Origin of the sequence: Vibrio sp. CyArs1, assembly GCF_022432925.1 — a bacterium.
Taxonomy (GTDB): domain Bacteria; phylum Pseudomonadota; class Gammaproteobacteria; order Enterobacterales; family Vibrionaceae; genus Vibrio; species Vibrio mediterranei.
On record NZ_JAKRBO010000002.1, the window covers coordinates 370,334 to 393,763 of the forward strand.

At 43.2% G+C, this 23,430-nt stretch carries 19 protein-coding genes; 14 read left to right on the top strand and 5 right to left on the bottom strand.

The features are described 5' to 3' along the window. From MMA19_RS08405 to MMA19_RS08435, 7 genes are read left to right on the top strand one after another with little or no spacing between them, the layout of a single operon-like run. Entirely contained in the window at nt 1–948 is a 948-nt protein-coding gene (locus MMA19_RS08405) for an FHA domain-containing protein (RefSeq protein WP_006070767.1), read from the top strand. After that, nucleotides 948–1,439, top strand: coding sequence for a type VI secretion system lipoprotein TssJ (gene tssJ / locus MMA19_RS08410; RefSeq protein WP_006070768.1), 492 nt, complete (start codon nt 948–950; stop codon nt 1,437–1,439). Before MMA19_RS08405 ends, tssJ begins: the two co-directional genes overlap by 1 nt. 23 nt (nt 1,440–1,462) lie before the next feature. Then, a complete protein-coding gene (gene tssK, locus MMA19_RS08415; RefSeq protein ID WP_124939804.1) occupies nt 1,463–2,794 on the top strand; it encodes a type VI secretion system baseplate subunit TssK in 1,332 nt (443 codons plus the stop codon). 3 nt (nt 2,795–2,797) lie between these two features. Next, entirely contained in the window at nt 2,798–3,976 is a 1,179-nt protein-coding gene (gene icmH / locus MMA19_RS08420; protein ID WP_240205973.1) for a type IVB secretion system protein IcmH/DotU, read from the top strand. A gap of 35 nt (nt 3,977–4,011) precedes the next feature. Further along, nucleotides 4,012–7,407, top strand: a complete 3,396-nt coding sequence (gene tssM / locus MMA19_RS08425; RefSeq protein ID WP_240205974.1) for a type VI secretion system membrane subunit TssM — start codon at nt 4,012–4,014, stop codon at nt 7,405–7,407. Nucleotides 7,408–7,409: 2 nt separating this feature from the next. Continuing rightward, complete coding sequence (locus tag MMA19_RS08430) at nt 7,410–8,186, top strand: RIO1 family regulatory kinase/ATPase (RefSeq protein ID WP_006070772.1); 777 nt, start codon at nt 7,410–7,412, stop codon at nt 8,184–8,186. A 52-nt stretch (nt 8,187–8,238) separates the two neighbouring features. Then, a complete protein-coding gene (locus tag MMA19_RS08435) occupies nt 8,239–8,964 on the top strand; it encodes a DUF3581 domain-containing protein (protein ID WP_006070773.1) in 726 nt (241 codons plus the stop codon). A gap of 74 nt (nt 8,965–9,038) precedes the next feature. Here MMA19_RS08435 and MMA19_RS08440 read toward each other — a convergent pair whose 3' ends face one another. The 3 genes from MMA19_RS08440 to MMA19_RS08450 form a co-directional block, all read right to left on the bottom strand. Then, nucleotides 9,039–9,533: a hypothetical protein gene (locus MMA19_RS08440; protein WP_031494171.1), complete on the bottom strand. Its 495-nt coding sequence runs from the start codon at nt 9,531–9,533 to the stop codon at nt 9,039–9,041. Between the two features lie 82 nt (nt 9,534–9,615). Then, entirely contained in the window at nt 9,616–10,080 is a 465-nt protein-coding gene (locus MMA19_RS08445) for an isoprenylcysteine carboxylmethyltransferase family protein (RefSeq protein ID WP_240205975.1), read from the bottom strand. A 54-nt stretch (nt 10,081–10,134) separates the two neighbouring features. Next, complete coding sequence (locus MMA19_RS08450; RefSeq protein ID WP_240205976.1) at nt 10,135–13,173, bottom strand: FAD-binding and (Fe-S)-binding domain-containing protein; 3,039 nt, start codon at nt 13,171–13,173, stop codon at nt 10,135–10,137. 286 nt (nt 13,174–13,459) lie between these two features. Here MMA19_RS08450 and MMA19_RS08455 point away from each other — a divergent pair, with 286 nt between their 5' ends. The 6 genes from MMA19_RS08455 (at nt 13,460) to MMA19_RS08480 (ending at nt 18,398) form a co-directional block, all read left to right on the top strand. Then, nucleotides 13,460–14,134: a DUF3334 family protein gene (locus MMA19_RS08455; RefSeq protein WP_006070777.1), complete on the top strand. Its 675-nt coding sequence runs from the start codon at nt 13,460–13,462 to the stop codon at nt 14,132–14,134. A 139-nt stretch (nt 14,135–14,273) separates the two neighbouring features. Then, complete coding sequence (locus MMA19_RS08460; protein ID WP_006070778.1) at nt 14,274–14,957, top strand: DUF2786 domain-containing protein; 684 nt, start codon at nt 14,274–14,276, stop codon at nt 14,955–14,957. A gap of 30 nt (nt 14,958–14,987) precedes the next feature. After that, the gene (locus tag MMA19_RS08465) at nt 14,988–16,022 is read left to right on the top strand and encodes a J domain-containing protein (protein WP_240205977.1); all 1,035 of its coding nucleotides are present in this window, start codon (nt 14,988–14,990) and stop codon (nt 16,020–16,022) included. 139 nt (nt 16,023–16,161) lie between these two features. Further along, complete coding sequence (locus MMA19_RS08470) at nt 16,162–16,350, top strand: hypothetical protein (protein ID WP_006070780.1); 189 nt, start codon at nt 16,162–16,164, stop codon at nt 16,348–16,350. A 285-nt stretch (nt 16,351–16,635) separates the two neighbouring features. Then, nucleotides 16,636–17,046: a hypothetical protein gene (locus tag MMA19_RS08475; protein WP_006070781.1), complete on the top strand. Its 411-nt coding sequence runs from the start codon at nt 16,636–16,638 to the stop codon at nt 17,044–17,046. A 245-nt stretch (nt 17,047–17,291) separates the two neighbouring features. Continuing rightward, entirely contained in the window at nt 17,292–18,398 is a 1,107-nt protein-coding gene (locus MMA19_RS08480) for a phosphoribosylaminoimidazolesuccinocarboxamide synthase (protein WP_062459440.1), read from the top strand. A 71-nt stretch (nt 18,399–18,469) separates the two neighbouring features. Here MMA19_RS08480 and MMA19_RS08485 read toward each other — a convergent pair whose 3' ends face one another. Continuing rightward, nucleotides 18,470–18,856 carry a transporter gene (locus MMA19_RS08485; protein ID WP_240205978.1) on the bottom strand — a complete coding sequence of 129 codons (387 nt, stop codon included), beginning with the start codon at nt 18,854–18,856 and terminating at the stop codon, nt 18,470–18,472. Nucleotides 18,857–19,097: 241 nt separating this feature from the next. Continuing rightward, the gene (locus tag MMA19_RS08490; RefSeq protein ID WP_240205979.1) at nt 19,098–21,452 is read right to left on the bottom strand and encodes a helicase-related protein; all 2,355 of its coding nucleotides are present in this window, start codon (nt 21,450–21,452) and stop codon (nt 19,098–19,100) included. A gap of 192 nt (nt 21,453–21,644) precedes the next feature. Here MMA19_RS08490 and MMA19_RS08495 point away from each other — a divergent pair, with 192 nt between their 5' ends. Beyond that, the gene (locus MMA19_RS08495; protein ID WP_006070785.1) at nt 21,645–23,333 is read left to right on the top strand and encodes an NAD-dependent malic enzyme; all 1,689 of its coding nucleotides are present in this window, start codon (nt 21,645–21,647) and stop codon (nt 23,331–23,333) included. Nucleotides 23,334–23,430 lie beyond the last annotated feature (97 nt).

The following is a 23,430-nucleotide window of genomic DNA, read 5'->3' on the forward strand; positions in this document are numbered from 1 at the left end:
ATGGCCATTAGTATTCATTTAGTGTCAATTCCGGAGCAGGAAGCCGTCGCGTCCCGAATTGTCCACCTTCCAGAGGAAGGTGGTGTGATTGGCCGCAGCCCAGATTGTGATGTAGTTCTGCCAGATCACTCCAGTCGAATATCGCGTAAACATGCTGCCATCACTCTCACCAGTGACGGTTACTTTATTCAAGACCTAAGTCGCAATGGCATTAATCTCAATGATAAATCGGTACAAGGTGGACTTCAGCTACCTATTAGCGATGGCGATATCATTGCAATAGCAGATTACAGTCTTCTCGTCAGCACATTGACGGCTTCGAAAGCGGCTGTGGTCAATAAGGAAGTCGATGTTGATACCCTTAGTTTCAACATCGACGCCAGCGATGATGTTGATTTTCTTGAAACCAGCACACTCAGTTCAATACAAGTCGACCCTATGACCAACGATTTTTCTACCCAGAACGTACTGGCCGATGACCCATTTTCATCGGATCCTTTTGACGGTTTTGAACAGGAAGAGATTTCTCGATTTGAAGAGCCAATAAACAACGTCCAACACGTCAACTTTAGCGAAGAATCAGCGCCATCTTCGACCATTGAATTCGTTCCTATGAATAGAGAAAACGATGACATCACCTCCTCGTTACAGCAGCTCATTGCGCTATCAAAAGAAAACCAAAGCCTGTTGCAAAACCCATCATTTCAACACGACCAACTTTTTACTGCCTTGGAACAGACCATAGAACAATTTTTAGATGAGTTCTGCCCTGAACAACTGGAGTCTCAGTTTAATGAATATGTAGGCAACAGCCTGTTTGTTAACAAAGAAAAGCGTTACTGGCGCATTTATAGAAAGACCTTTGAGCGCAGACAGAAAAATGGCGATTTTCGCCGCCAATTTAAGGCGCTGTTTATCGAAAATATGCAGCGTGGAGGAGAAGACTAATGCGGTTTTCAATGCTATCGACCGCTTTGTTTGTACTCAGCATTACAGCATGTTCTTCCGACCCTGTCCCAGTGACCACGGCCTATAGCATGACTGTTAATGCGGACGATACCATTAACAAATATCAATCTGACTCGGCCAACCCTGTCGTGGTCAGATTATATCAACTCGCAAGTAAAGAGAGCTTCGAGCAAAGCAGTTTTATTACTCTGTATAACTCCGACCTCCAAGCGCTAGGAAGTAGTCTGGTGGTCAAACAAGTTTTACCGTCAGTGATGCCTGACAGTAACCAAACTATCTCACTAGATATCAACAAAAATACCCAGTACATCGCCGCATTAGTGGAGTATGCCAACTACCGTGAAAGCAATGGAAAAGCAGTAACTGCTGTACCCACTGATGGTGAAAGTAGCATCGCGCTTAGACTATCTGGACTTAATGTAGAGCTTGACATCGTCGCTCCTGAGTCTAGTTGGTGGCAGATATTCTGATAGAACGATAAAAAGGATTTTTCGTGGACGCGCATAAGAAAGTAGTATGGAAAGAAGGCATGTTTATTGCCCCTCAACATTTTCAACAGCAGGATAGATTTGTCCAAAACTATGTCAGACAAAACGTCGACACACTCTCTCATTTTGCCCCATTTTTTGGTTTGACGGAGCTCTCTATTAACACAGACCTGTTAAAGATTGGAAAGTTAGCCATCACCCAATGCTCTGGGATTTTCCCCGACGGCACTCAGTTTAACACCGTCAAAGAAGTCGCCATAAATATCCCTGTTGGTACTGTCGATAACACTATATATCTTGCTCTACCTTTAGCTCTGCAGGGCAATAACGATTATTGTGAGGATGAGAGTGGGACAAGCCGTTATGTCACCAAGTCCATCAATGTATTTGACTCAGCGACTCATGAAAACACCAGCCTTGAAGTAGATGTCGCAAGATTAAACGTTCAACTTCTCTCTGACCACGATGATCACTCAGGTCACTCATTGATTCCTGTTGCTCGTATACTTGAATGTACTGAGGCTGGCGAGGTCATTTTAGACCGAGCATTTATCGCAGCGTGCCTTCACTACGGAGCTTCACGTTATTTGACGGATAAAGTTAAAGAAACTCACGCCTTATTGGTCAGTCGGACGCAGAACTTGTTTAAGCGCATTCAAGCAGGTCAAAGTCAAAAAAGTGACCAGTCGTTAATGCTTGACTACCTATGGCTACAGACTTTGAATAGTTGGATGCCTTGGTTTGATTTGACATCACAAAATGAGCGATATAGCACTTATGACTTGTACGTGCACCTCAATCGTTTTAGAGCTGAGTTAATGGCATTGAGCCCTGAACTCGCTCCAGAAGCGAGCGCGCTAAAAGTCGATAAGTTGTACAGTAACTTCAGTCCACTTTTTGCCGATTTACGTAACCTCTTGACGCTTGTTCAACAAGACTCAGTAATAGAGTTTACTTGGGATACTGCACTATTTGAGAAACGCCGACTACTCCGAACCATTATTAAAGACCCATTATCTGTCCAATCAAGACGCTTTGTACTCAGTGTGACCTCTTCATTGTCAGCAGGTGAACTCAGTGACACCTTCATAGCTGCGGCGAAATTAAGCAGTAATACCCGTATTGTTGAATTGGTTCGCAACTCTCTCTCGGGTATCAGCCTCACAGCTCTTCCTGTTGCACCAAGCGAACTTAAACCGGTTCAAGGTACTACCTATTTTGAACTCAATACTTCAGACCCTATGTGGCAAGAGATGCTAACTATGAGGGATGCCTTGGCACTTCACGTTGATACTCGTGTGCCTGATCTTGAAGTACACTTATATGCGCTGAGGTAATCCATGCTCGACTATTTGGATGAAGAGACCGTCATTTGGGAACAAGACCCCAAAAAGAAAATATCAGAAGTTAATTCTGATAAGCCTGCGGTATTTCGAACACCAGATGCTACACAAATGGAGTTTCTTAAGCACTTCGACAAATCAGAAAATCAGCTTATCAATATCAGTGCTGAGCTCTTGGCGGTGACATTAAAAATCGACAGTATTCCCGAACCAGACGATATCGCCGAGTTAAGAGAACAATTGGTAGCGAGGATTAGTGACCTCAAGGATAAGGGGAGTCACCTCAATTATCCCGTAGCTGTCATTGATAAGTTGTGCTTCTTATTTGCCGTAGTTCTTGACGAATTTATCGTCTACACCGACTGGGGGGAAAAACGCGGTTGGGAAAACAAAACACTTCTCAGTGAGCTGTTTGGAATGAGAAATGGTGGGGAGCTGTTCTTTTCCGTAGCAGATAAGGCTGCGAGACAACCCAATAAAATGATCGACCTTATCGAGATCATCTATCTTTTCTTGAGTATTGGATTCAAAGGGCAATATCACTCACAAGGTTCTGAGCAGCTTAAACGCTTTATCCACCAGCTAGAACAAATATTAAGTCAATACCGCCAATCAACTCGCATTCATTGCCAAACTCGCGTGACTCACCCTAAAGTTCGTCGTCCTAGCCGCAAAAAGCGCTATGCCGTTATCAGCTTACTGTTCGCTACACTTATCGGCTCAACGCTAGCCCTCACCTACTTCTGGTACAGTAAAACTCTACCACAACGATCTCGAGATTTTACTTATCTGCCAGATTTCAGCCAGCGATATATTCTGTCCGGACAAGTTAACGATATTGTGTTTATTTCGAGCGATAGCGACCTTTCGTCCCCTCCTATTAGAGGAAGCCGAGTAGAAGCTCAACAGAGTCCACGTGTTGCCGCCTCTCCAATTAATAGTGACTCTAAACTCTGGTTAGTTCAGCTCGCTACCTTCTCGAATGAACAAAATGCACAGCTGTTTATCGAGCGTTTGAGCGCTAGCAAGTACGAGCCCCGAGTCGATAGTTACAAACAGTATTTTAGAGTAGTAGTCGATGTTGATGATCGTTCACAAGCGATTGAAACCCAGAAATGGCTCAAAGATAACCAAAATATCGATTCAATTGTGATCAAGACAAACAAACAACAATAACGATCTAAAGACAGTTTTCAGGGAAGAAAATAGACATGGCAGATGGAAAAAAACAGAAGACAACAGCAAAGCCATTAATCAGCGGTATTTCCTCCGGATTTTTGCTTTGTATATTACTGTTGGTAACTGTGTGGTTTACGCCAGCACTTAAGGCCTACCTCGTCATAGCGATTGCTTTTTGCATCATTCTATCTGGCATCCTCGGTTTCTTCATCTATTGGTTGAGCCGAAAGAACAATAAACTTAACGACCCTGATGAGAATAAAAAGAAAGAGCTTATTGCTAGACGATGTCAGTTGCTACAAAAGCATTTTCAAAACGTTCTTAAAGTTCAGAAGACAAACAAGAGACTACAGAGTCGTTATGATTTGCCCGTCTATCTTTGGTTCAGTGACAAACCGCAAAACGATTTCAATGTCATTACTCAAATGGGCTATGAAGCTTACCAAGTAGACGAGTTTGGCAATGATATCGAGTTCCCTATTCTTTTCTGGCTCAGCGAACACTCTTTGGTTATATCGGTTAGCCAAGGAGAAGACCAACACCCGGAATACCTCAAGACACTCTACAACTGCTTGAAAAAATGGCGTCCTAGACAGGCCCTTAACGGGTTACTGCTAGCAACCAATGCTGACGCATTACTAGGGCAAAAAGAAGCCATAAAGATGAGAGCGGATCAGATAAAAGCCGATTTAACGCGATTGAATCGAACCTTTGGTTTGTCTATTCCGGTGTACAGCATTATCACTCACAGCAGCAGCATCAGTGACTTCTGCCAATACTTCTCTGGTTTTGAAGACGCAAGGCGTGAAGACGCATTTGGCTCTATGATGCCATTTAGAGAACACGGTGGTATTGACGCAGACTGGTATGATCACGCTTATGACGCCTTGATAGGTCAACTGATTGCCAATATGACAAGTGCCCTCTCAGGGCAGCTCAACCTAGACTACCGCAAGTCTATCGCTGCGGCTCCACTTCAATTTGGACTGTTAAAACAAAACTTGTGGCTACAATTAAACCGTATATTTGGCGTCAATCAACTGGGTGATGGCTTGATGTTCCGTGGCTTTTTCTTCACTCATGAAGGAAGTGACAGTAAGAACGTCGATGCACTTGCCGCAACAATCAGCAACGACTTAGGTCACGAGTTCTATCATCCAAAATCTAGTCAGCCAGTTAAGCAAGTACTTTTTGCCCAGCATCTTATGACTCATGCTTTAATCCCTGAACATATGCTTGTGGGAGTAAATAAGAAGAAAGAAAACTGGTTGCTGACCATGCAAACCACTTATACGCTTCTGTGCGCCTTATTATTAATTGCAATACTTGCAATCATCAAATTGGATTTCGACTTCCAAAGCCAGCGGGAAGCTCGCGCTGATGCTCTTCTGGAACGCTACAAAGAAGCAATAACCGCGTCACCTTATGACGTGGAAAATCTTGCAGACAATATTCCTAACCTTTATTCACTCCGTAAGATCTACGAACTTTATAATAAGCCAGAACCTTGGTACGTGTTACCGTTCATGCCTTCTTACACTATTAAGCCAGAGGTTGAACTAGCCTATATCACTGAGTTACAAGCCGTGTTGATGCCGTCTTTAGAAAAGTCTTTGGCCAATGACTTGTTCGTATACGTTAATCTTGAAGAGCAAGCGACAACACTTTCATTACTCAATAGTTATCGTCTGCTATTTACTCCTAACAAGAACAATACAGAGGAACTAAGAGCCTATTTTGTTCAATCTCTGGAGGATCAAGGAGTAGGTACAACGAGTACTCTCAATCAATTGACCAGTTTACTTGATGATGCCTTCGCCAATCATTTGATACCTGAAGAATCTAATACTGATTTAGAGCAACTGGCTCGTAAAGTCATTAATCAAACAGGTATTGAAACGCTGCTTTATCAACATATTAAGAGCCAAACTAAATACGCCAATCGAATAGATATTCGCTCAGAGCTTGGTAGCAACTACTCTCAAGTCTACTCATTCTCTTCTGGCTTTGTAGGCTATCTTGTTCCCCATATCTTTACCCCGAGTGGATTTACCGAGTTAGATCTTTCCGTAGATTCCCCTATTATCAAGGAAGCTTTATCAGCCTACGCGGGTGTTGCTGGCGAAGCACCGAGCGCATTGGAAATGTATCGGATTAGTAGAGACCTACGCCAACTCTATAAAAATGATTACATCAACTATTGGAAAGACTTCACCAATAACATCGTCGTCAATCCGGTTAAAGATGATACTGAACTCAGTCGCCTTCTGACATTATTGACCAACGCGGGAGATAACCCGATCCAAAATTATTATAATACGATCAGTAAATATACGACGATAAACATAGAGCCAGTAGAACCAGCGAAAGACGAGAAAGCGACCGAAAAAGAACAGACACCGATTGACCAAGACCAAATGGAGGCAATGAGACTGATTAATGTCAGTTTTTCCGACTTTCATAGCTATGTCAGTTCGGTAAACGATGCACCAAAACCAGTAGATCAATGGCTAGCTGCAGTCAAAGCTGCGAAAGCTTATCTTGATACTTTTTATCAAGCTGAGGATGCTCGCAAACTCGCCTATGACACGTTAGCAAAGCCATTACAAAGCTCCAACCCGATCGCCGCTATACAACTCACCGCCTCAACTCAACCTACTATGACAAAGAGTTTGTCTGATGCGATTACTCAACTTAGCAATGATGCTGTGTTATCGCTGGCACACCAGCATTTGAACCTGCAGTGGAAAAACTCAGTACTAACCACATTCCAGTCGAGCTTAGCCAGTTACTACCCATTCAGCAAAAATGCAGAAACTGACGCAAGTGTTGCTGACGTAAAAGCTTTCTTTTCTTCAAGTGGCGCTTTTGAGGCTTTCAATAAAAAATACTTAAACTCATTCTTACAAGGCACAGAAGGAAGCCCTTACCTTCCAGGTCTGCTTCCGCGTTCTGGGTTAGAGATCACACCGGAAGTCTGGGATATGGTTGATGTTGCTAATCAAATACGCAGCGCACTATTTCTGGCATCACCAGATAATGTTTCGGTTAAGTTCCAAATGAAAGCCTTAACAATGAGTCCAAAAGCAACAGAATTTATGATTTATAGCGATCAACCACTGTTCACCTACCGACATGGGCCAACCCTGTGGAAGTCCATAAGTTGGGATGGAGAGCAACAGGCAGAGGATAACCTTAATATTGAACTTAAAGACAGCGTAACATCGTTGTCCCAATCCAATTTCAGTGGTAATTGGAATTGGTTTAAGCTTATCAACTCACAATTGGTTAAGGCGGATAATCAAGGCGCGGAGATTTCCATCGGCAACAAAGGCGAGCAAATTCGTCTTTCGGTGAAGACGCAAGGTCAAGTAAACCCATTTACACCCGATTTTTTTACTCAATTTAAGTTACCTGAAAATATCTAACGATGTTTCGAATTGAGTTTAGACATGATCAACAAGGGCTATCACTCATAGCGTCAGTCCTTGAAGTTCAACCTGAAGATATTGAATGGCATTCAGACCATGTTTTTGAGTGCCACTCAGCAAAGTTAGGTCATTTGAAAGGCCGTTTAGGTCGAGGAATAACTGCTAAAAAACAGCTACTACTTGAAGCCGAACTAACTGCGCTCATTTCCCCACAAAATGTGTCATCGCGGCAATCTCTGACCTCTTTAGATGAGACTCATTTACTCCTAAATACTTGGATAGAAGGTGAAACATTGAGTCAACTCGCGCGAAGCAATACACCACCTGTAAGTTGGCATCATGATATTGAACAGCAAATCCTAGCTTTACATCGTGCTGGTTACGTACACGGTGATATCAAGCCCAGTAATATCGTCATTGAACCTGATGGACACGCTACGCTAATTGATCTTTCAATGGCTATTAAAATTGGCAGTTCATTGAAAACACTGCCTTTTCGCCACTATTCACCGTCATACTCTCCACCACAGCAAATAGACGCTGTCGGTAACATAGAGCCTATATTGGATTGGTATGCCTTAGCTATCTGTTACTGTGCCACTCATCGTGCACATCCTTACGAGGGCTTAGATATTACTCAGCATCAAACAAGCAAAAAGTTGACGTTTTTTTCACACTGCCGGACCAGTTATCAGAGAATTATTACTCACACACTAGCTGAGTTTCAGAAAGAAAAGCAAAATTCGTGTCATATCACATACTGGATGGACCATTAAAGCCGATTACTCATATATAATTCGTGACAATTGAGTTTAATCTAAGAGTATTATGTTTCTAGCTCCTTACGTTTCTACTAACAACGAACAATTCGAGTTCACACGCCAACAAGCAAGCCACTTTGCGAAAAAAGTAGCGGGCGACTTTAACCCTATCCATGACGAAGACAACAAGCGTTTCTGTGTTCCTGGCGATCTACTGTTTGCAGTATTACTGCAAAAAGAAGGAATCAGTCAGAAAATGCGCTTTGATTTCTCAGGAATGGTCAGCGATGGCGTAGCTCTAAACGTTGTAGAAAAGGGCGAAACAGAAAGTACTGTTGTCGATCAAACTGGCAAAGAATACCTTCAGATGACTCACGATGGTGAGACAAGCCACAACCAAGAGTTTATCGAACACGTAGTCACTAACTACGTTCAGTTCTCTGGTATGAATTTCCCTCACATCATGGTTCCGCTCATGCAAGAGCAACAGATGATGATTAACTGCCAGCGCCCTCTAGTTATTTACGAGAGCATGGAAGTGGAATTTGAACACCTGAACCTCACCCACCCTGAAGTCGAGTTTACTGGCGCGACTTTTGATGTAGAGGGTAAGCGCGGTGTGGTTACGTTGAACTTTGCGTTTAAAGAAGATGGGATTGTTGTGGGCAAAGGCATTAAGCGAATGGTTGCAAGTGGTCTTAAACCTTATGACAACGATGCCGTTGATGACCTAGTATCACGTTTCAACGAAAGAAAGACCTATTTTCTCGAGCAGTTTAACAACGCGGCCTAATCAAAAGTAAAAATGAACATTCAAAGCCTCGACTTATGTCGAGGCTTTTTGGTTTGTTATGCACGCATTTTTCACTAGTTAAGCGTTATAGAAGCCGATTGAATATCTCGGTATTGCTTTAAGCTATCGAAATAGTAATGTGCTTTCTGCACATGCTCGAGTTCTAGCATCCAAGTGGCGTTTCTTTGGCAGCAACAAAACTTAGCGATTTTGTCGAGCAGTGCATTGCTTTGTTTGTCCAATACTTCTCTGACACTATGTATCAGGGAAGTTTGTTCAATTGAAAGGAATTGAAAGGTAGCATGAGCATTGTTTAGTACACCAAACGCTTGGTGTTGCTTACCTAATTGATTAAAAATAGCAGACTGTGATACCGCCGCGTCATAAAAACCGGTCAACATGCAGGCAAACTGGCAAGGCTTTATACTTGTATCATCAAGAGCAGCATAAATATGTTGAGGAAGGTGGTGCAAAACTTCATCAAAAAGATGGTAAGCCTCTGGCCAATGACCTTGTTCTACTAATTGTTCTGCTTTTAAAAAACGATTCCAACACGCCTCAATATTCATCGCTAAATAGTTCCAGTCCACAATACCGACAACCATTTAAATGCAAACTAGAATCAATTGCAAATAAATATCATTTGCAACTCTATATCCAACGCCTTACTTTCGCTTTATACGAAAGATAATCATCACCAAATATTTTTTCCAACGCCCGCTCCTCGGGTTTAATCTGAAAACGGTTCATATACGGTATAAAAAACATCGACAAGAACAGGCTCAACCCATCTTCTAACCAGAAGCCCCAAGACAATAACAACGTAAATAAAGCAACATACATCGGGTTTCGAGTTTTCGAAAAAATACCAGTGTCAACCACACTGCTTGCTTTAGTCGGCTTAGTCGGGTCAACCGTTGTTTTAGCCTTCTTGAACTCAAGCACGCCTGAAATACCCATGTAACCACTAAAAACAAACAGTGCTGCAACCCAAATCGACTTAAGTGGAATATGCATATATAGCCAACCGTTATCAATAGCAGCTAGTGCATACATCGAAACGGCAAACAGGATAAACAGCAGTACTGGGGGGATTTTTAGTTCAAGCGCTTTCATTGATTATTCCTTTATCAATAATAGAAGCGCCCCAATCTGGGGCGCTTCATAAAGTTAGTTCAGTAGTTGTAGCAGAGCCTGTACAGGATGCTTGACCTTCACATCTTCAAACCTTTTTACCTGACTTCGACACGAGTAACCTGTGACTAGGCAGCGCTCTTTTGGCAACTTGTCTAGATTTGGCTGCCAACTTAAGCCATAAATATCTTTCGACATTTGCAACTTGTCTGATTCATGCCCAAACGTTCCTGCCATACCACAACAGCCTACAGGTACTGTTGTTAGTCGACCGCCGAAATGATGGAAAATAGCGCCCCACTCTTTTTCCGCATTAGGCATCTTGGTTTTCTCTGTACAATGTGCAAACAAATACCAATCTGCTTCATCCACCATCTCAAGAGCGTCTTTATCTTGTACCAGAGGCATGAGCCACTCATGAGCGGTTAACACATTAAATGTCCCACGTTCCTCTTTAAGAATCTCTACATATTCATCGCGGTAGCACAACACTAAGGCGGGATCGACTCCAACCAATGGAATATTCAACTGAGACACCTGTGTTAAGAAATCCGCCGTTGATTTTGCCCCTTTTGCAAACTGACTTAAAAACCCTTTAATGTGAGCTGCTTTGCCATTGGGCTTAAAAGGTAACAACACCGGTTTCTTACCCATTTTGAGTATTAGTTTGGCAAAATCTTCGACCACTTCAGCATCGTAGAAACTAGTAAAAGGATCTTGGACGATGCATACATAGTCACTGCGTTGACCCGCAGGAATGGCCTGTAACTGCTCCAGGCTAAACTGAGCAACAGGTTGCGACTTCAAACGTTGTTTGAGAGTAGGAACAGAAAGAAGCGGCGCGTCAATGTAGCCAACTGTTTTCTCGGTGAGCGTCTGAACAACTCTCTGGTTCAATCCAAAATTGACCACCTTGGGGAATTTGGCCATATATGGCAATAGTGTCTCGATATTTGCCACTAGATAATCTTTAGCAGGTCTTTGATATCTCGAGTAATAAAGGTTTAGGAATCGAGCTCTGAAGCTTGGTACATCAACCTTTATTGGACATTGGCTAGCACACGCTTTGCAAGCGAGGCAGCCATTCATGGCGTCATATACTTCGTGGGAAAAATCATATTCATGACGTTTATTAAACGTGTTCCGCCACTTCTCAATTAACCCTTTCGCACTATTTGAGCGATTAATATTGGTCTCTAACTCAAGAACATCGAAGCCCTGTTCCGATAGCTGTCTTAACCACTCGCGCACTAAGCCAGCCCTACCCTTTGGTGAATGACGTCGGTCTGCGGTTACTTTCATCGAAGGGCACATAGGTGAAGCGGTGTTATAGTTAAAGCACAGACCATTACCGTTACATTCCATTGCTTGGGCAAAACTATCACGAACTTCAATCGGGATCTGTCTGTCGTATGTTCCTCGCTTGGTATCCGAGACTTTAACGAGCTCATCCGTACTCTCTAACGGAGTACATATCTTACCGGGATTCATTTTGTTCAACGGGTCACACGCGGCTTTAATGCGTCTGAGTTCATTAAACAGTTGCTCACCGAAGAAATCAGGGCCATATTCAGAACGGAAACCTTTACCGTGCTCCCCCCACATAAGGCCGCCGTACTTGGCGACAAGCTTGACGACTTCATCTGAGATTTGATGCATCAACGACTCTTGGTCAGGGTCACACATATCAAGCGCAGGCCTTACATGAAGCACACCTGCATCCACATGACCAAACATGCCATAATTCAACCCGTGCCCATCGAGTAAATCGCGAAACTCGGCAATAAAGTCAGCCAAGTTCTCCGGTGGCACACAAGTATCCTCTGCAAACGCAATAGGTTTCGCGCTGCCTTTCACGGCACCCAAGAGGCCAACCGCTTTCTTACGCATATTGTAAATGCGTCCAAGACTAGCAACGTCGCTGGTCACTTGGTAACCAATGATACCGTCCTGCTCTGTCTTCAGTTTCTCATCTAGACTCTTAGTTAAAGCCGCTACCGCTTGAGTCACTTCTTCTTCATCTTGCCCCGCGTACTCAACCATATTGATACCTTGCATTTCTTTGCCTGGCACATCACTAATAAGGTCGCTCACTGTATGCCAAACAATATCCTGCTTGGCCAGATTCAATACGCGTGAATCAACGGTTTCCACAGATAATGCATTTGCTTCAACCATGAAGGGAGCATTTCTCAATGCAGCATCAAAACTGTTGTACTTGACGTTGATGAGAGTACGAGCTTTAGGGATCGGCGTAAGATTCAGCTTAGCTTCAGTGATAAAGGCCAGTGAACCTTCTGCACCACAGAGAATTCGCGTAGCATTGAAACTATCTGTCTTTGGGTCATAAGCGTTTTTTAGATCATAGCCGGTTAAGAAGCGATTTAATGGTGGAAACTTTTCGTCAATCAGTACTCGGTTTTGCTTACATACCTGTTCAGCAATCTGTAATGCATTGGCAGCGAAACTGTCTGGCTCTAGCTGATTCAATGAACCGTCACTTTCCAAAAGTGAACCGTCAGCAAACACCGCTTGCAGAGATAGCACGTGATCCGATGTCTTACCGTACTTTAATGAGCCCTGACCGGACGCATCGGTATTGACCATTCCACCCAGCGTCGCGCGATTACTGGTAGAAAGATCTGGGGAAAAGAAGAAACCATAAGGACGCACGGCATCATTTAGCGCATCCTTTACAATACCAGTTTGAACTCTTACCCACCCTTCTTGTTCATTAATCTCAAGGACCTGGTTCATATGTCGGGATAAATCGACAACAATGCCTGACGTCAAGGACTGTCCGTTAGTCCCTGTACCGCCGCCTCTCGGAGAAAACGCAATAGCCGCGAATTTTTCTTGATTAGCAAGTTTACCTATAAGCTGTACATCTGCCGTTGTTTTTGGATGCACTACCGCTTGCGGCAATTTTTGGTAAACGCTGTTGTCCGTTGCAACGGCAAGGCGACTCGAATATTGAGTTTCGATATCCCCGGTAAACCCTTCAGCCTCAAGCTGTTTCAGATAAACCAGTACGGTGGGGTTAATGTCGGTTTGAGAGTGTAATCTTGGTAACATTTAGCTTCCTGCCCCTAATTCTGCTGATCCGCTCAGCAAAGGAGTGTATGTAAAATAAAAAGTTCACCTACTTAGTCGCATGGTCGTTTAAATAAACGCGTTTTTAATTATTGTACGTAGCTGAAACCGAATAGATTTTATAGGTATTGGACACTTTACAACAATTAAAAATGTGATCAAATCGGAAAGTCATAGCGATTGACTATGGTTTATGCCTTTTCAAGAGGTTTGCTTCGTGACACACTCCTTTAACCACGGAAGAAATGATTAAACGAAGTAATCAATAATGAAAAAAACCAAAGTAATCACCACCGAAGATATTCTGTTAAAACTCTGCCAGTCCGTTTCAACTGTTTTGACTTCTGCGACACAATCAAGTGTGACATACTCAGCAATGGTTCAGAAAATCACCAAAACCACGTTAAAACCTGACTTTGGCTGCTTCGTCCTCTTTGATGGCGGTTTCTCGGGTTTAGTGGTTATTAATTTCACTTCACAAGCAGCACTTGAAGTTTACAGCAATTATATGCGTCACATGGGTATGCCTGAGGAAGAGCTCGCAATTCACCACAATGCAGATGAAGTTGGCGATGTCCTCGGCGAACTCATGAATCAGCTTGTTGGCGACTTCACCAACAAAGTTCGCAAAGAACTGCAGACCAACATTACCCAAAACCAACCAAAAATGTTGTCGATCAACAAGCAAGTGGTTCTGTCAGTCGACACAAACTTAGAACGACCTCAAGCCCGTCGAGTTACCTTCTCTACAGCTAATAACAACATTTTTTATCTTGAGTTTGCTATGGACAAAACCGAGTTTATTCAAATGGAAGAGTTTGAGATTCAACCAGATGAGTGCCCAGATACCATTATTGAGCAAGCCATCGCAGCCAAAAAACAGCGTACAGACACCAAACCAGAAAACGACAATCAAGATTTGCTCGATGAACTAGGTATTTAAGCGGCGGCTCTACAGATTCTCTTGGGACTCGGGTTACCGCTCTGAGTCCCACCCTACATCTTCTGCCCTTCCCCTTTTAGCTGAAAATCGTTAAAATAGTGCCCTTTTTCTTTCGCGGTACAGAGAACTCAGATTGTCGATGGATAAACAGAAAGCCCTCAAAAAGATTGCTAAGTGCTTAGAATTAGGTAACTCAGCGAACGTCAATGAAGCAGCCAATGCCATAAAAATGGCACACCGCCTCATGCTCAAATACGGCCTAGACAAGGACGATATTGAGTTTATTAAGATGGGTAAAACACAATCGACGCACTTACTGCCTACAACGATAAGTTCTACACTACTGCGGGTGATCCGGGGCATCAATACCAAATTTGGCGTCGAAGCTGTTTTACTCAACCATAAAGGTCTAAAGCGAGTTGAGTTTATCGGCGAAGCTGACCGTGCCATCTTTGCAGCTTTTGCTTTTGATATCATTTATCGTGAGATGAATGAGCAAACGGGTCAGTTTAGAAATAGCTTCGCAGGTTCTGGTACTTCAAATACAGAAGTGACAAAACGTGTTAATTCATTTGTCTCCGGGTGGATAGAAGGCGCGCTAGAAAAACTGCCTGTTATTGCCCCTGATGATGAATCGGCAAATAAAATTAATAACTATATCGATAAAGAGTTCAAAAACATCGATAGAGAGACATTCAAACAGCAGCTAAGAGAAGCGATGAAAAATATCACCGCTGACTACGAAGTTGGGCTGAAAAAAGGTCGAAAAGTATCGGTTAATCGTCCGATAGACGGCGCTCAAGCACCAAAGATGCTGAAATAGAAAGACCACACAACAAGGAGAGCGATAAATATGAGGATCAACTTGGCAAAGACATGCTCCAAGTTACTGTTTGTTTTTATCGCTCTGTTACTTTCATTCTCTTCTCTCGCCTCCATTGCGCAGCTTGAACAACAGGCACAACTTAACAATGCTGAAGCTCAGTACCGTCTAGGACTGGCATATGAGACTGGTGAAGGTGTTCGCAGAGATCTCAGTTTAGCGGCTCACTGGTATCAACAAGCGAGCGAAAACGGACATCGCGCAGCAACCTATAATTACGCACAAGCACTAGAATATGGACGCGGTATAAAATCCAATCCTGCAAAAGCCGTTTTGCTCTATACGAAGCTCGCCGCTGAAGGCGACCCTTCTACTTACGGAAAAATCGCTCGGCTTTACCGCGATTTTAATATCGACATTGCCAACGAAGATCAAGCCGTGCTTTGGTATGATCTCGCAAGAACCCAATCAACCGAGTTTGACGCCGAATACGCGCTCGCTTTGAAAAAACAATTCGATGCTCATCAGTTAAAACAAATTGCCGCGCTTAAGCAGCAAGAGCAATCTGTCACAAGTACACAGAAGAGCCTAACAACATCTAACTCAGTACCAACTACCCCAAGCATAAACTGGTCATTACATCTAATCTATATCTCAATTCTATTGAGCGCTTGCTTCGCCGCATTGATCATTTTCAAGAGATTCAATATGGCAAGCCAACACCGCCGCTCATCGATTCAAGAAATGAAAACAAGGCTCTCTCAACAACAAGACCTGATCACTAAGCTCAAATTACAACTTAAGAACGCCGCAAATCTTCAGAAAAGAGCATCATCCACAGCATCTAGTTCAACCACTTCTGCACTTAATGATGCTTACCTTCGTTTTGGCTTCACTCAAGGACAAATTAACAACTTAACACCAAAGCAAGTAAAAGCACGCTATAAGCAGTTGTGTCGTATTTATCACCCTGATGCTCAAGGTAGTGATGATGAAATGAGGCAATTAAACCTTGCTTTCAAAGCAATCGTGGAGCATCTAAAAGCCACTCAAAAGATCCATTGATATACCAATTTCTCAGAAAATCGCGATCTTGAAAAACATTTGAAACAAATTAAGAAACATTTATTTAACATTGCATGCAATTTTATGTCATAATACGTCCCGATAATAACACCCGTACAAATAAGGGTGGGGAGTAAAAATGCATACATTCACTATCGAAGGTTTCTGTGATTGGTGCCAAACGCCAAGTTTTGTGACCAAGCATGAGTATATAGACGGTCTATGTCACCACTCATGTGAAAAGTGTCTGAGTTTCGCCATTATGGACGTTAAGCAGTTCAATCAAGCAGAAATCGAATTTAGAAACCGATCGTCAGCTCAATCCTAAAGGAACCGCGCCTCTCTTAGAGAGGCGTTTTTGTTTCTCAATATCCTTATCTATTGTCACCCAGTAAAAACCATTGCTCTATACAGTATTCTTATACAGTAGTTGTTAGCTTATACCTGTGTAAAACTAAAAAGTATGAGATTTCCGCCCATTCCAATAGAAATTTTAACAATTAAATATCAACAACTTAGTTTCTTTTGTCGTTTTTTTATGCAAAAAGTGCTTGATCTTTTCACACCCAAAAACTACTGTATACACATACAGCATGTATAAAGGAACAGGGTTATGTTGCTCAACAATACAATTCACTCACAATACAATGTCCCAAACCAATACCGAGTTTTTGATGATCAAGGAACTTCACAACAGCTTCGTCGAATTCAGGATGATGTACTTGAAAAGGTTTCGCAGCTGGCTTCTAAGCCACAGTGGATTTTGTTGACGGCAGAATGTCCTCGCCCTTCAATTGGACAAATCATGCACTTTCATAAACTAGGTAACCATATGGTTCAGATGAAGGCTTCATTGCATTTATCGCAGTATCAGGTTGTCAAAAAAGCCATTCGCTCAGGTAACGCGTGTGCTGTTATCGCAAATGGTGAGTTCTCTCTAACAGAACAAAATCAACTTCAAGAATTGGCCGCTGACTATCAATGCGAAGTCATCTTTCTTGGTAAAGACAGTTATTTACATTAATCCAAATTCCGACCACTCGTTAAGTTAATCATGTAATCCCTTTTTTATGACGGTAAGTACTTGTTCAATAGTACTTACCGTATTTTTTATCCTCTCTTTAGGCAACTTATATAAAAATTGCGCAAACGTTTGCTATTTTTCTGGCAGCATAGAATAGTTCTGGTATGATGCGTGCAGCAAAGAGTATTACCACTCCCCATAATCGTCGCACTTTTTACGACACAACATTAGATAGGAATGTCTCCATGAGTCTCGCTGATCAAGTTCTAGCTGTAAACGATGATCTACCAATCCGCACTGATAAGCCTGTTCATAGCGGCAAGGTTCGTTCGGTTTATTGGTTGACCGAAGAGGATAGCCGCCGCCTAATCAAAGACAAAGGCTACGATGTTGCAGAAGATGCACCGTTAGCCATTATGGTTATCAGTGATCGCATTTCTGCCTTTGATTGTATCTGGCGAGGTGAAGGTAACTTAAGGGGCGTTCCTGGCAAAGGTGCCGCACTCAACGCGATTTCTAATCACTGGTTCCAATTGTTTAAGGATAATGGTTTAGCGGATAGCCACATTCTAGATATTCCTCATCCATTTGTCTGGATCGTTCAAAAAGCAAAACCTGTAATGATCGAAGCTATCTGTCGCCAATACATTACCGGTTCTATGTGGCGTGCTTATGAGAAGGGTGAGCGCGAATTCTGCGGTATCACTTTACCTGAAGGCTTAAAGAAAGACTCTAAACTGGATGACGTCCTAATTACTCCTTCAACAAAAGGTATCTTACGTGGTATCCCTGGAGTCCCTGAAGCAGATGATGTAAACATCACACGCGACAACATTAGCGACAACTTTGCAGCGTTTAATTTTACGAATGCAGCCGACATCGATGGCTACGAAAAACTTCTTAAAGAAGGCTTCTCCGTCATCAGTGATGCTTTAGAAGCTATCGATCAAACGTTTGTTGATACCAAATTTGAATTCGGCTACGTTACCGATTCAAAAGGCGAAGAAAAGCTCATCTATATGGACGAGGTTGGAACACCGGACTCTTCCCGCATTTGGGATACTAAAGCGTATCAAGTAGGCGATATCGTTGAGAACTCAAAAGAAGGCTTCCGCCAGTTCCTGCTAAACCACTTCCCTGATCCTGATATCCTTTTAAACAAAGAGCGTATGCCAGAGCGTGAAGCACTTGCAGCCGACAACGAACTTCCCCTATCCGCGCTTATGGATGTTTCCAAAACATATGTTGGTATCGCAGAGAAAATCACTGGTCGCAAGATTGAATTAAGCAGCAATCCAAAGCAAGAAATTATAGACATACTTCGTACCAACTACGACCTCATCGCAGACTAGGGTCCTAGTCGCAGCGCACATCAAAAAAGGGAGCTTAAAGCTCCCTTTTTGGTTACATAGCACAACGTGATCTAGTGAAATTCAGCGATTAATACATCTTCGTTAGGTATCACGACAATTTTCACGTTACCTTTATCTTGAATAAGCTGAATCTGTTCAGATTCTAATGAGTAAGGCATAACAACCTTAAGACACGCGATGTTTTCTTTGCGAGCGATTTTCATCAGCGCGACCAAATTCGACTCATCACTTCGTCGACTCGATAATGCACTCAGCGCTTTCTCCCAAAGACGGCTATCTGGATCAATATTCTGATTTTTTGTACTCTCTTTCCACGCTTCGCCAAACACTGGCGCTACAGAAGTGAGCGCTTCAAGGAACGTCCATTTTTTACTACAAGATGCACCGAGGAAACTGGTGTAATCAAATTCTACCGGCGATGTTTTCTTGTCACACATAACCACTCCCAATTACAGAATGCTATGCAACTACTATTATTCAAACTTTCTTATATAGCAATAGGATATATAAAAATCATCTTTTATACCCTACTTAGACATCAAAAGGTGATATAAAAATCCAAATAGCAACATAATGTGAACAAAAGTACATCACCACAATGCCACTTGGTTAACTATGTATGGTACATCTATCAATAGCAACATTCATCCATCTTTTGTTGAGTAAAACATCACAAACTCAACGAAGATCTAACACGCGACTCGCCTTCTTGTACTTTACTTTCCATCCAGACCAAGCAGGCAGTTCTTTGCGTTTAGGATCGTCTTTTCGAGAGCCTGAATGGAAGTGGACGTGTATAAGCTTGCCTTTGCCAAAATACTCGACAGTTAAACGCAGACCACTTAACTGAATGACCAATGGGTACTTAGCTGCAAAATCTGAATACTCCCAATCTGGAACGCCGTTAAACACAAAATCTCGCTCATCAATAAGCTCAAGATCTTCAAATGAACTTACACCGAGCATTGACAGTTGTTCAGCTATCCAAGACTCCAATGATACTTCTTCTACTGGACCGGTTTGGTCAGATAGACCCAGTTCAACATACAGCTTCCAATGCAGCATACGTTCGGTAAGCTGTTCTGCCAACGTGGGAAAGATAGCTCCTTCAATGATCGATTTGGCGATGGCTTTCAAAGCGACATTGCCTTTAGGCGCAATCCTGCGCTCCGCCAGTTTGCGACCTGCATACATCAAATGTTCACAATGCTGAAGACCCTCGTCGGTCTCGATAGTTTCTCCGCTCACCCATTCCCCAACATTAAGTTCTTTGAGCTGAGTGATGTCCACAGGTAAAAGTAATGTGGCCAGTGTCATCGTCTGTTTAACGCCTCGGCCAGGTAAGCTATGAGTGGCTAATACCAGCCCTGCTTCTGTTTTCGGTTTAATTCGATTCTGTCTCCCTAACAGCACTTCGACAAAACCATTACCAAAAGCGTCACGTCGCCGCTCTCTTCTCACATACAGCAAGGCGTTGTTCGCTTGGATAATTTGCTTTATCAATTCATCACGTTGATATCTAGAAGCCACTTCCAGACTCGGCAATTCAAATACACTACGCATCTGCTCCGATAACCCTTGTGCTTCACGCAAACAATCTTGGTCGACCGTCAAGCCTGTGTACTGCTTGCCTCTTACTAGGCCAATAAGAATACTTGCGTCACAACCTAACGGCTCTTCTAGGTCCAGCTTGATCAATAGCTCTTCATTACTGGTGATTTGAAACAGTTTACCTGTCGCACATAGTGCAGCCGTTAGGTCAATCATAGCCTCCTTCAGCGCTCGTGAAGGCATCTTAGTGACCAAATCAGCGTAAATAGTATCAATCGGTAATGGGTATAGCTTTTTTCCATGCTCAGTAATGCCAATATCATCTATCGCACCAAGTTGTAATAACTGCTCTTTGGCGGCTTGAAGTGATTTATCAGGTATCGCATCAATGAATTCGAGATCGTTAAGCGCTAACCCACATGTCGCAGCAGCCAACATAGGCTCGACAATAGATTCACGTTGAAGTTCTGGTGGGGTGACCAGATCAAGAGCAGCATGCTCACCATAAAGACGGATACATGTTCCTGCCATTACTCGTCCTGCTCGGCCAGAACGCTGAGCAGCACTCGCCTTAGAAATATGAGTCAGCATTAACGTGGTTTGTCCGTTACGCTGTACATTTCTTCTTTCTAATCCTGAATCCACAACAACCGCGATATTAGGAATCGTCAAAGAGGTTTCCGCAACATTTGTTGCAATCACGACCTTGCGCTTATCTTGAACTGACATTGCAACAGAACGCTGTTGCTCAGTCACAGAAGCATGCAGCGGCGCTAGAATAAGGTCATACTGCTCCGCAAGGGGTTTTAGCGAGGATACTACCTGCTGAATTTCCTTTCGCCCGGGAACAAACACCAAGATATCTGCTGCAAGCTCGTCTAACAATGGCTCAATCGCACTTTTAACACGTGTTTCTAGATGCCTTGCATCAGGCAGTTGTCGACTGTCGTTTCGATGGTGCTGAACTGCCACATCAAACACTCTTCCTTGTGCGACCAAGCGCTCGGCATCAAAGTAGTCAGCTAGCTTTTGACCTTCAATGGTAGCCGAAGTAATTACTGTTTTATGAGTTTGATTGCGCTTTAACATCGAAACCAGTAAGTCGGTGTCCCAACGTCGTTCATGAAATTCATCCACAATAACCACATCAAAGCTCTTCAGGCGGTCTTCGGCATACCACCTCAAGGCGACACCTGGCGTGACAAACACCACTTTTGAGGCCTCGGTATAACAGTTTTCAAGCTTGATTGCATAACCAACGCTTTCTCCAACCTTTTCACCAAGTCCATGCGCCACGAAGTGTGCCAGCGACGTACAGGCAATTCGTCTCGGCTCTACCACCAGCACCCGTCCTTGCTCCATCGACCAAAGAGGCAATCTCGTCGATTTTCCTGAACCCGTTTCAGATTCAACGATAAGGTGTGATTGTTTCAGGGCTTGTTTAAATTCTTGTTCAATAGAATCAATTGGTAAGACTGTCATTTTGCTTTGCTATTCAAGGTCGTTGTGAAGGAGTATACCCATAGCAGGATTAACATTCGACTCACTTCGCTTTTTACCGCAAACCGAATACAAATAGTTAACATTTCGTCATCGCTTAGAATGTCTAATTGTGTTAAATTAACCCGCAAATTGTTCCCAATCCCAAATGACTGTTCCTAGACAGGTAACCTAATGAACAACAACAAAAGACCGCTCTATATCCCGTACGCGGGCCCTGCACTTCTCAGTACCCCACTTTTGAACAAAGGCAGTGCATTTTCTGCTGAAGAAAGAATGTCCTTTAACCTTGAAGGACTTCTACCTGAAACAACAGAAACAATTCAAGAACAAGTAGATCGCGCTTACAAGCAATACACCAGCTTTGAAAGCGATATGGATAAACACATTTATCTGCGTAACATCCAAGATACTAACGAAACTTTGTTTTATCGCTTAGTACAAAATCATATCTCTGAAATGATGCCGATTATCTACACGCCGACTGTAGGCGCAGCGTGTGAGAACTTCTCCAACATCTATCGCCGTGGTCGTGGTCTTTTCATTTCTTACCCAAATCGTGATCGTATTGACGATTTGCTAAACAATGCACGTAACCACAACGTAAAAGTAATCGTTGTAACCGATGGTGAGCGTATTCTAGGACTGGGCGACCAAGGGATTGGTGGTATGGGCATTCCTATCGGTAAACTGGCATTGTACACAGCGTGTGGTGGTATCAGCCCAGCTTATACACTGCCTATTGTTCTTGATGTTGGTACGAATAACCCACAACGACTTGCTGATCCAATGTACATGGGCTGGCGCCATCCGCGAATTACTGGTGATGAATACCGAGCGTTTGTAGAAGACTTTATTCAAGCGGTTCAACGTCGCTGGCCAGATGCACTCGTTCAGTTTGAAGACTTTGCACAGAAAAATGCAATGCCGTTACTTGAACGTTATAAGGATCGTATTTGCTGTTTCAACGATGATATTCAAGGCACCGCAGCAGTGACCGTAGGCTCTCTACTTGCAGCATGTAAAGCAGCAGGTAGCAAGCTTTCTGAACAGCGAGTTACCTTCTTAGGTGCAGGTTCTGCAGGTTGTGGTATTGCTGAAGCGATCATCGCGCAGATGGTGTCTGAAGGCATCAGTGATGCGCAAGCGCGCTCTCAAGTATTCATGGTTGACCGTTGGGGACTTCTACAAGAAGGCATGCCTAACCTACTCGACTTCCAACAACGTCTGGTACAAAAACACGAACAAACCAAAGAATGGACATCGGAGAACTCAGGCTTCTCATTACATGATGTTATTCGTAATGGTAAACCTACGGTTCTTATTGGTGTGTCAGGTGCGCCTGGTCTATTCAGCAAGGAGATCATCCAAGAGATGCATCAACATTGCGACCGTCCAATCGTATTCCCGCTATCGAACCCAACTAGCCGTGTTGAAGCAACACCAAATGACATCTTACGTTGGACAAATGGCCAGGCACTGGTTGCAACAGGCAGCCCATTCGACCCTGTAGTTGTCGAAGGTAAAACCTACCCTATCGCGCAATGTAACAACAGCTACATCTTCCCTGGTATTGGTCTAGGCGTACTTGCAGCGCAAGCATCACGCGTTACAGACGAAATGTTGATGGAATCAAGTCGTGCGCTCGCAGAGTGTTCTCCTCTTGCACAGAAAGGATCAGGTCAACTGTTACCGCCACTTGAAGAGATTCATTTAGTGTCTAAGAAAATTGCTTACGCCGTGGCGAAAAAAGCCATTGAACAAGGAGTGGCGAAAGAACGCTCAGATGAAACTCTGCGTGAAGCTATTGACGACAACTTCTGGCAGCCGGTTTACCGTAAATACAAACGTTCAGCATTCTAATCTGAATCGACATCACATTTAGGCTCTTGTTTACAAGAGCCTTTTTTTTGTTTAATAGTCAGCTCATTTCTATCGTTATACTGCAGCAAGGACATTG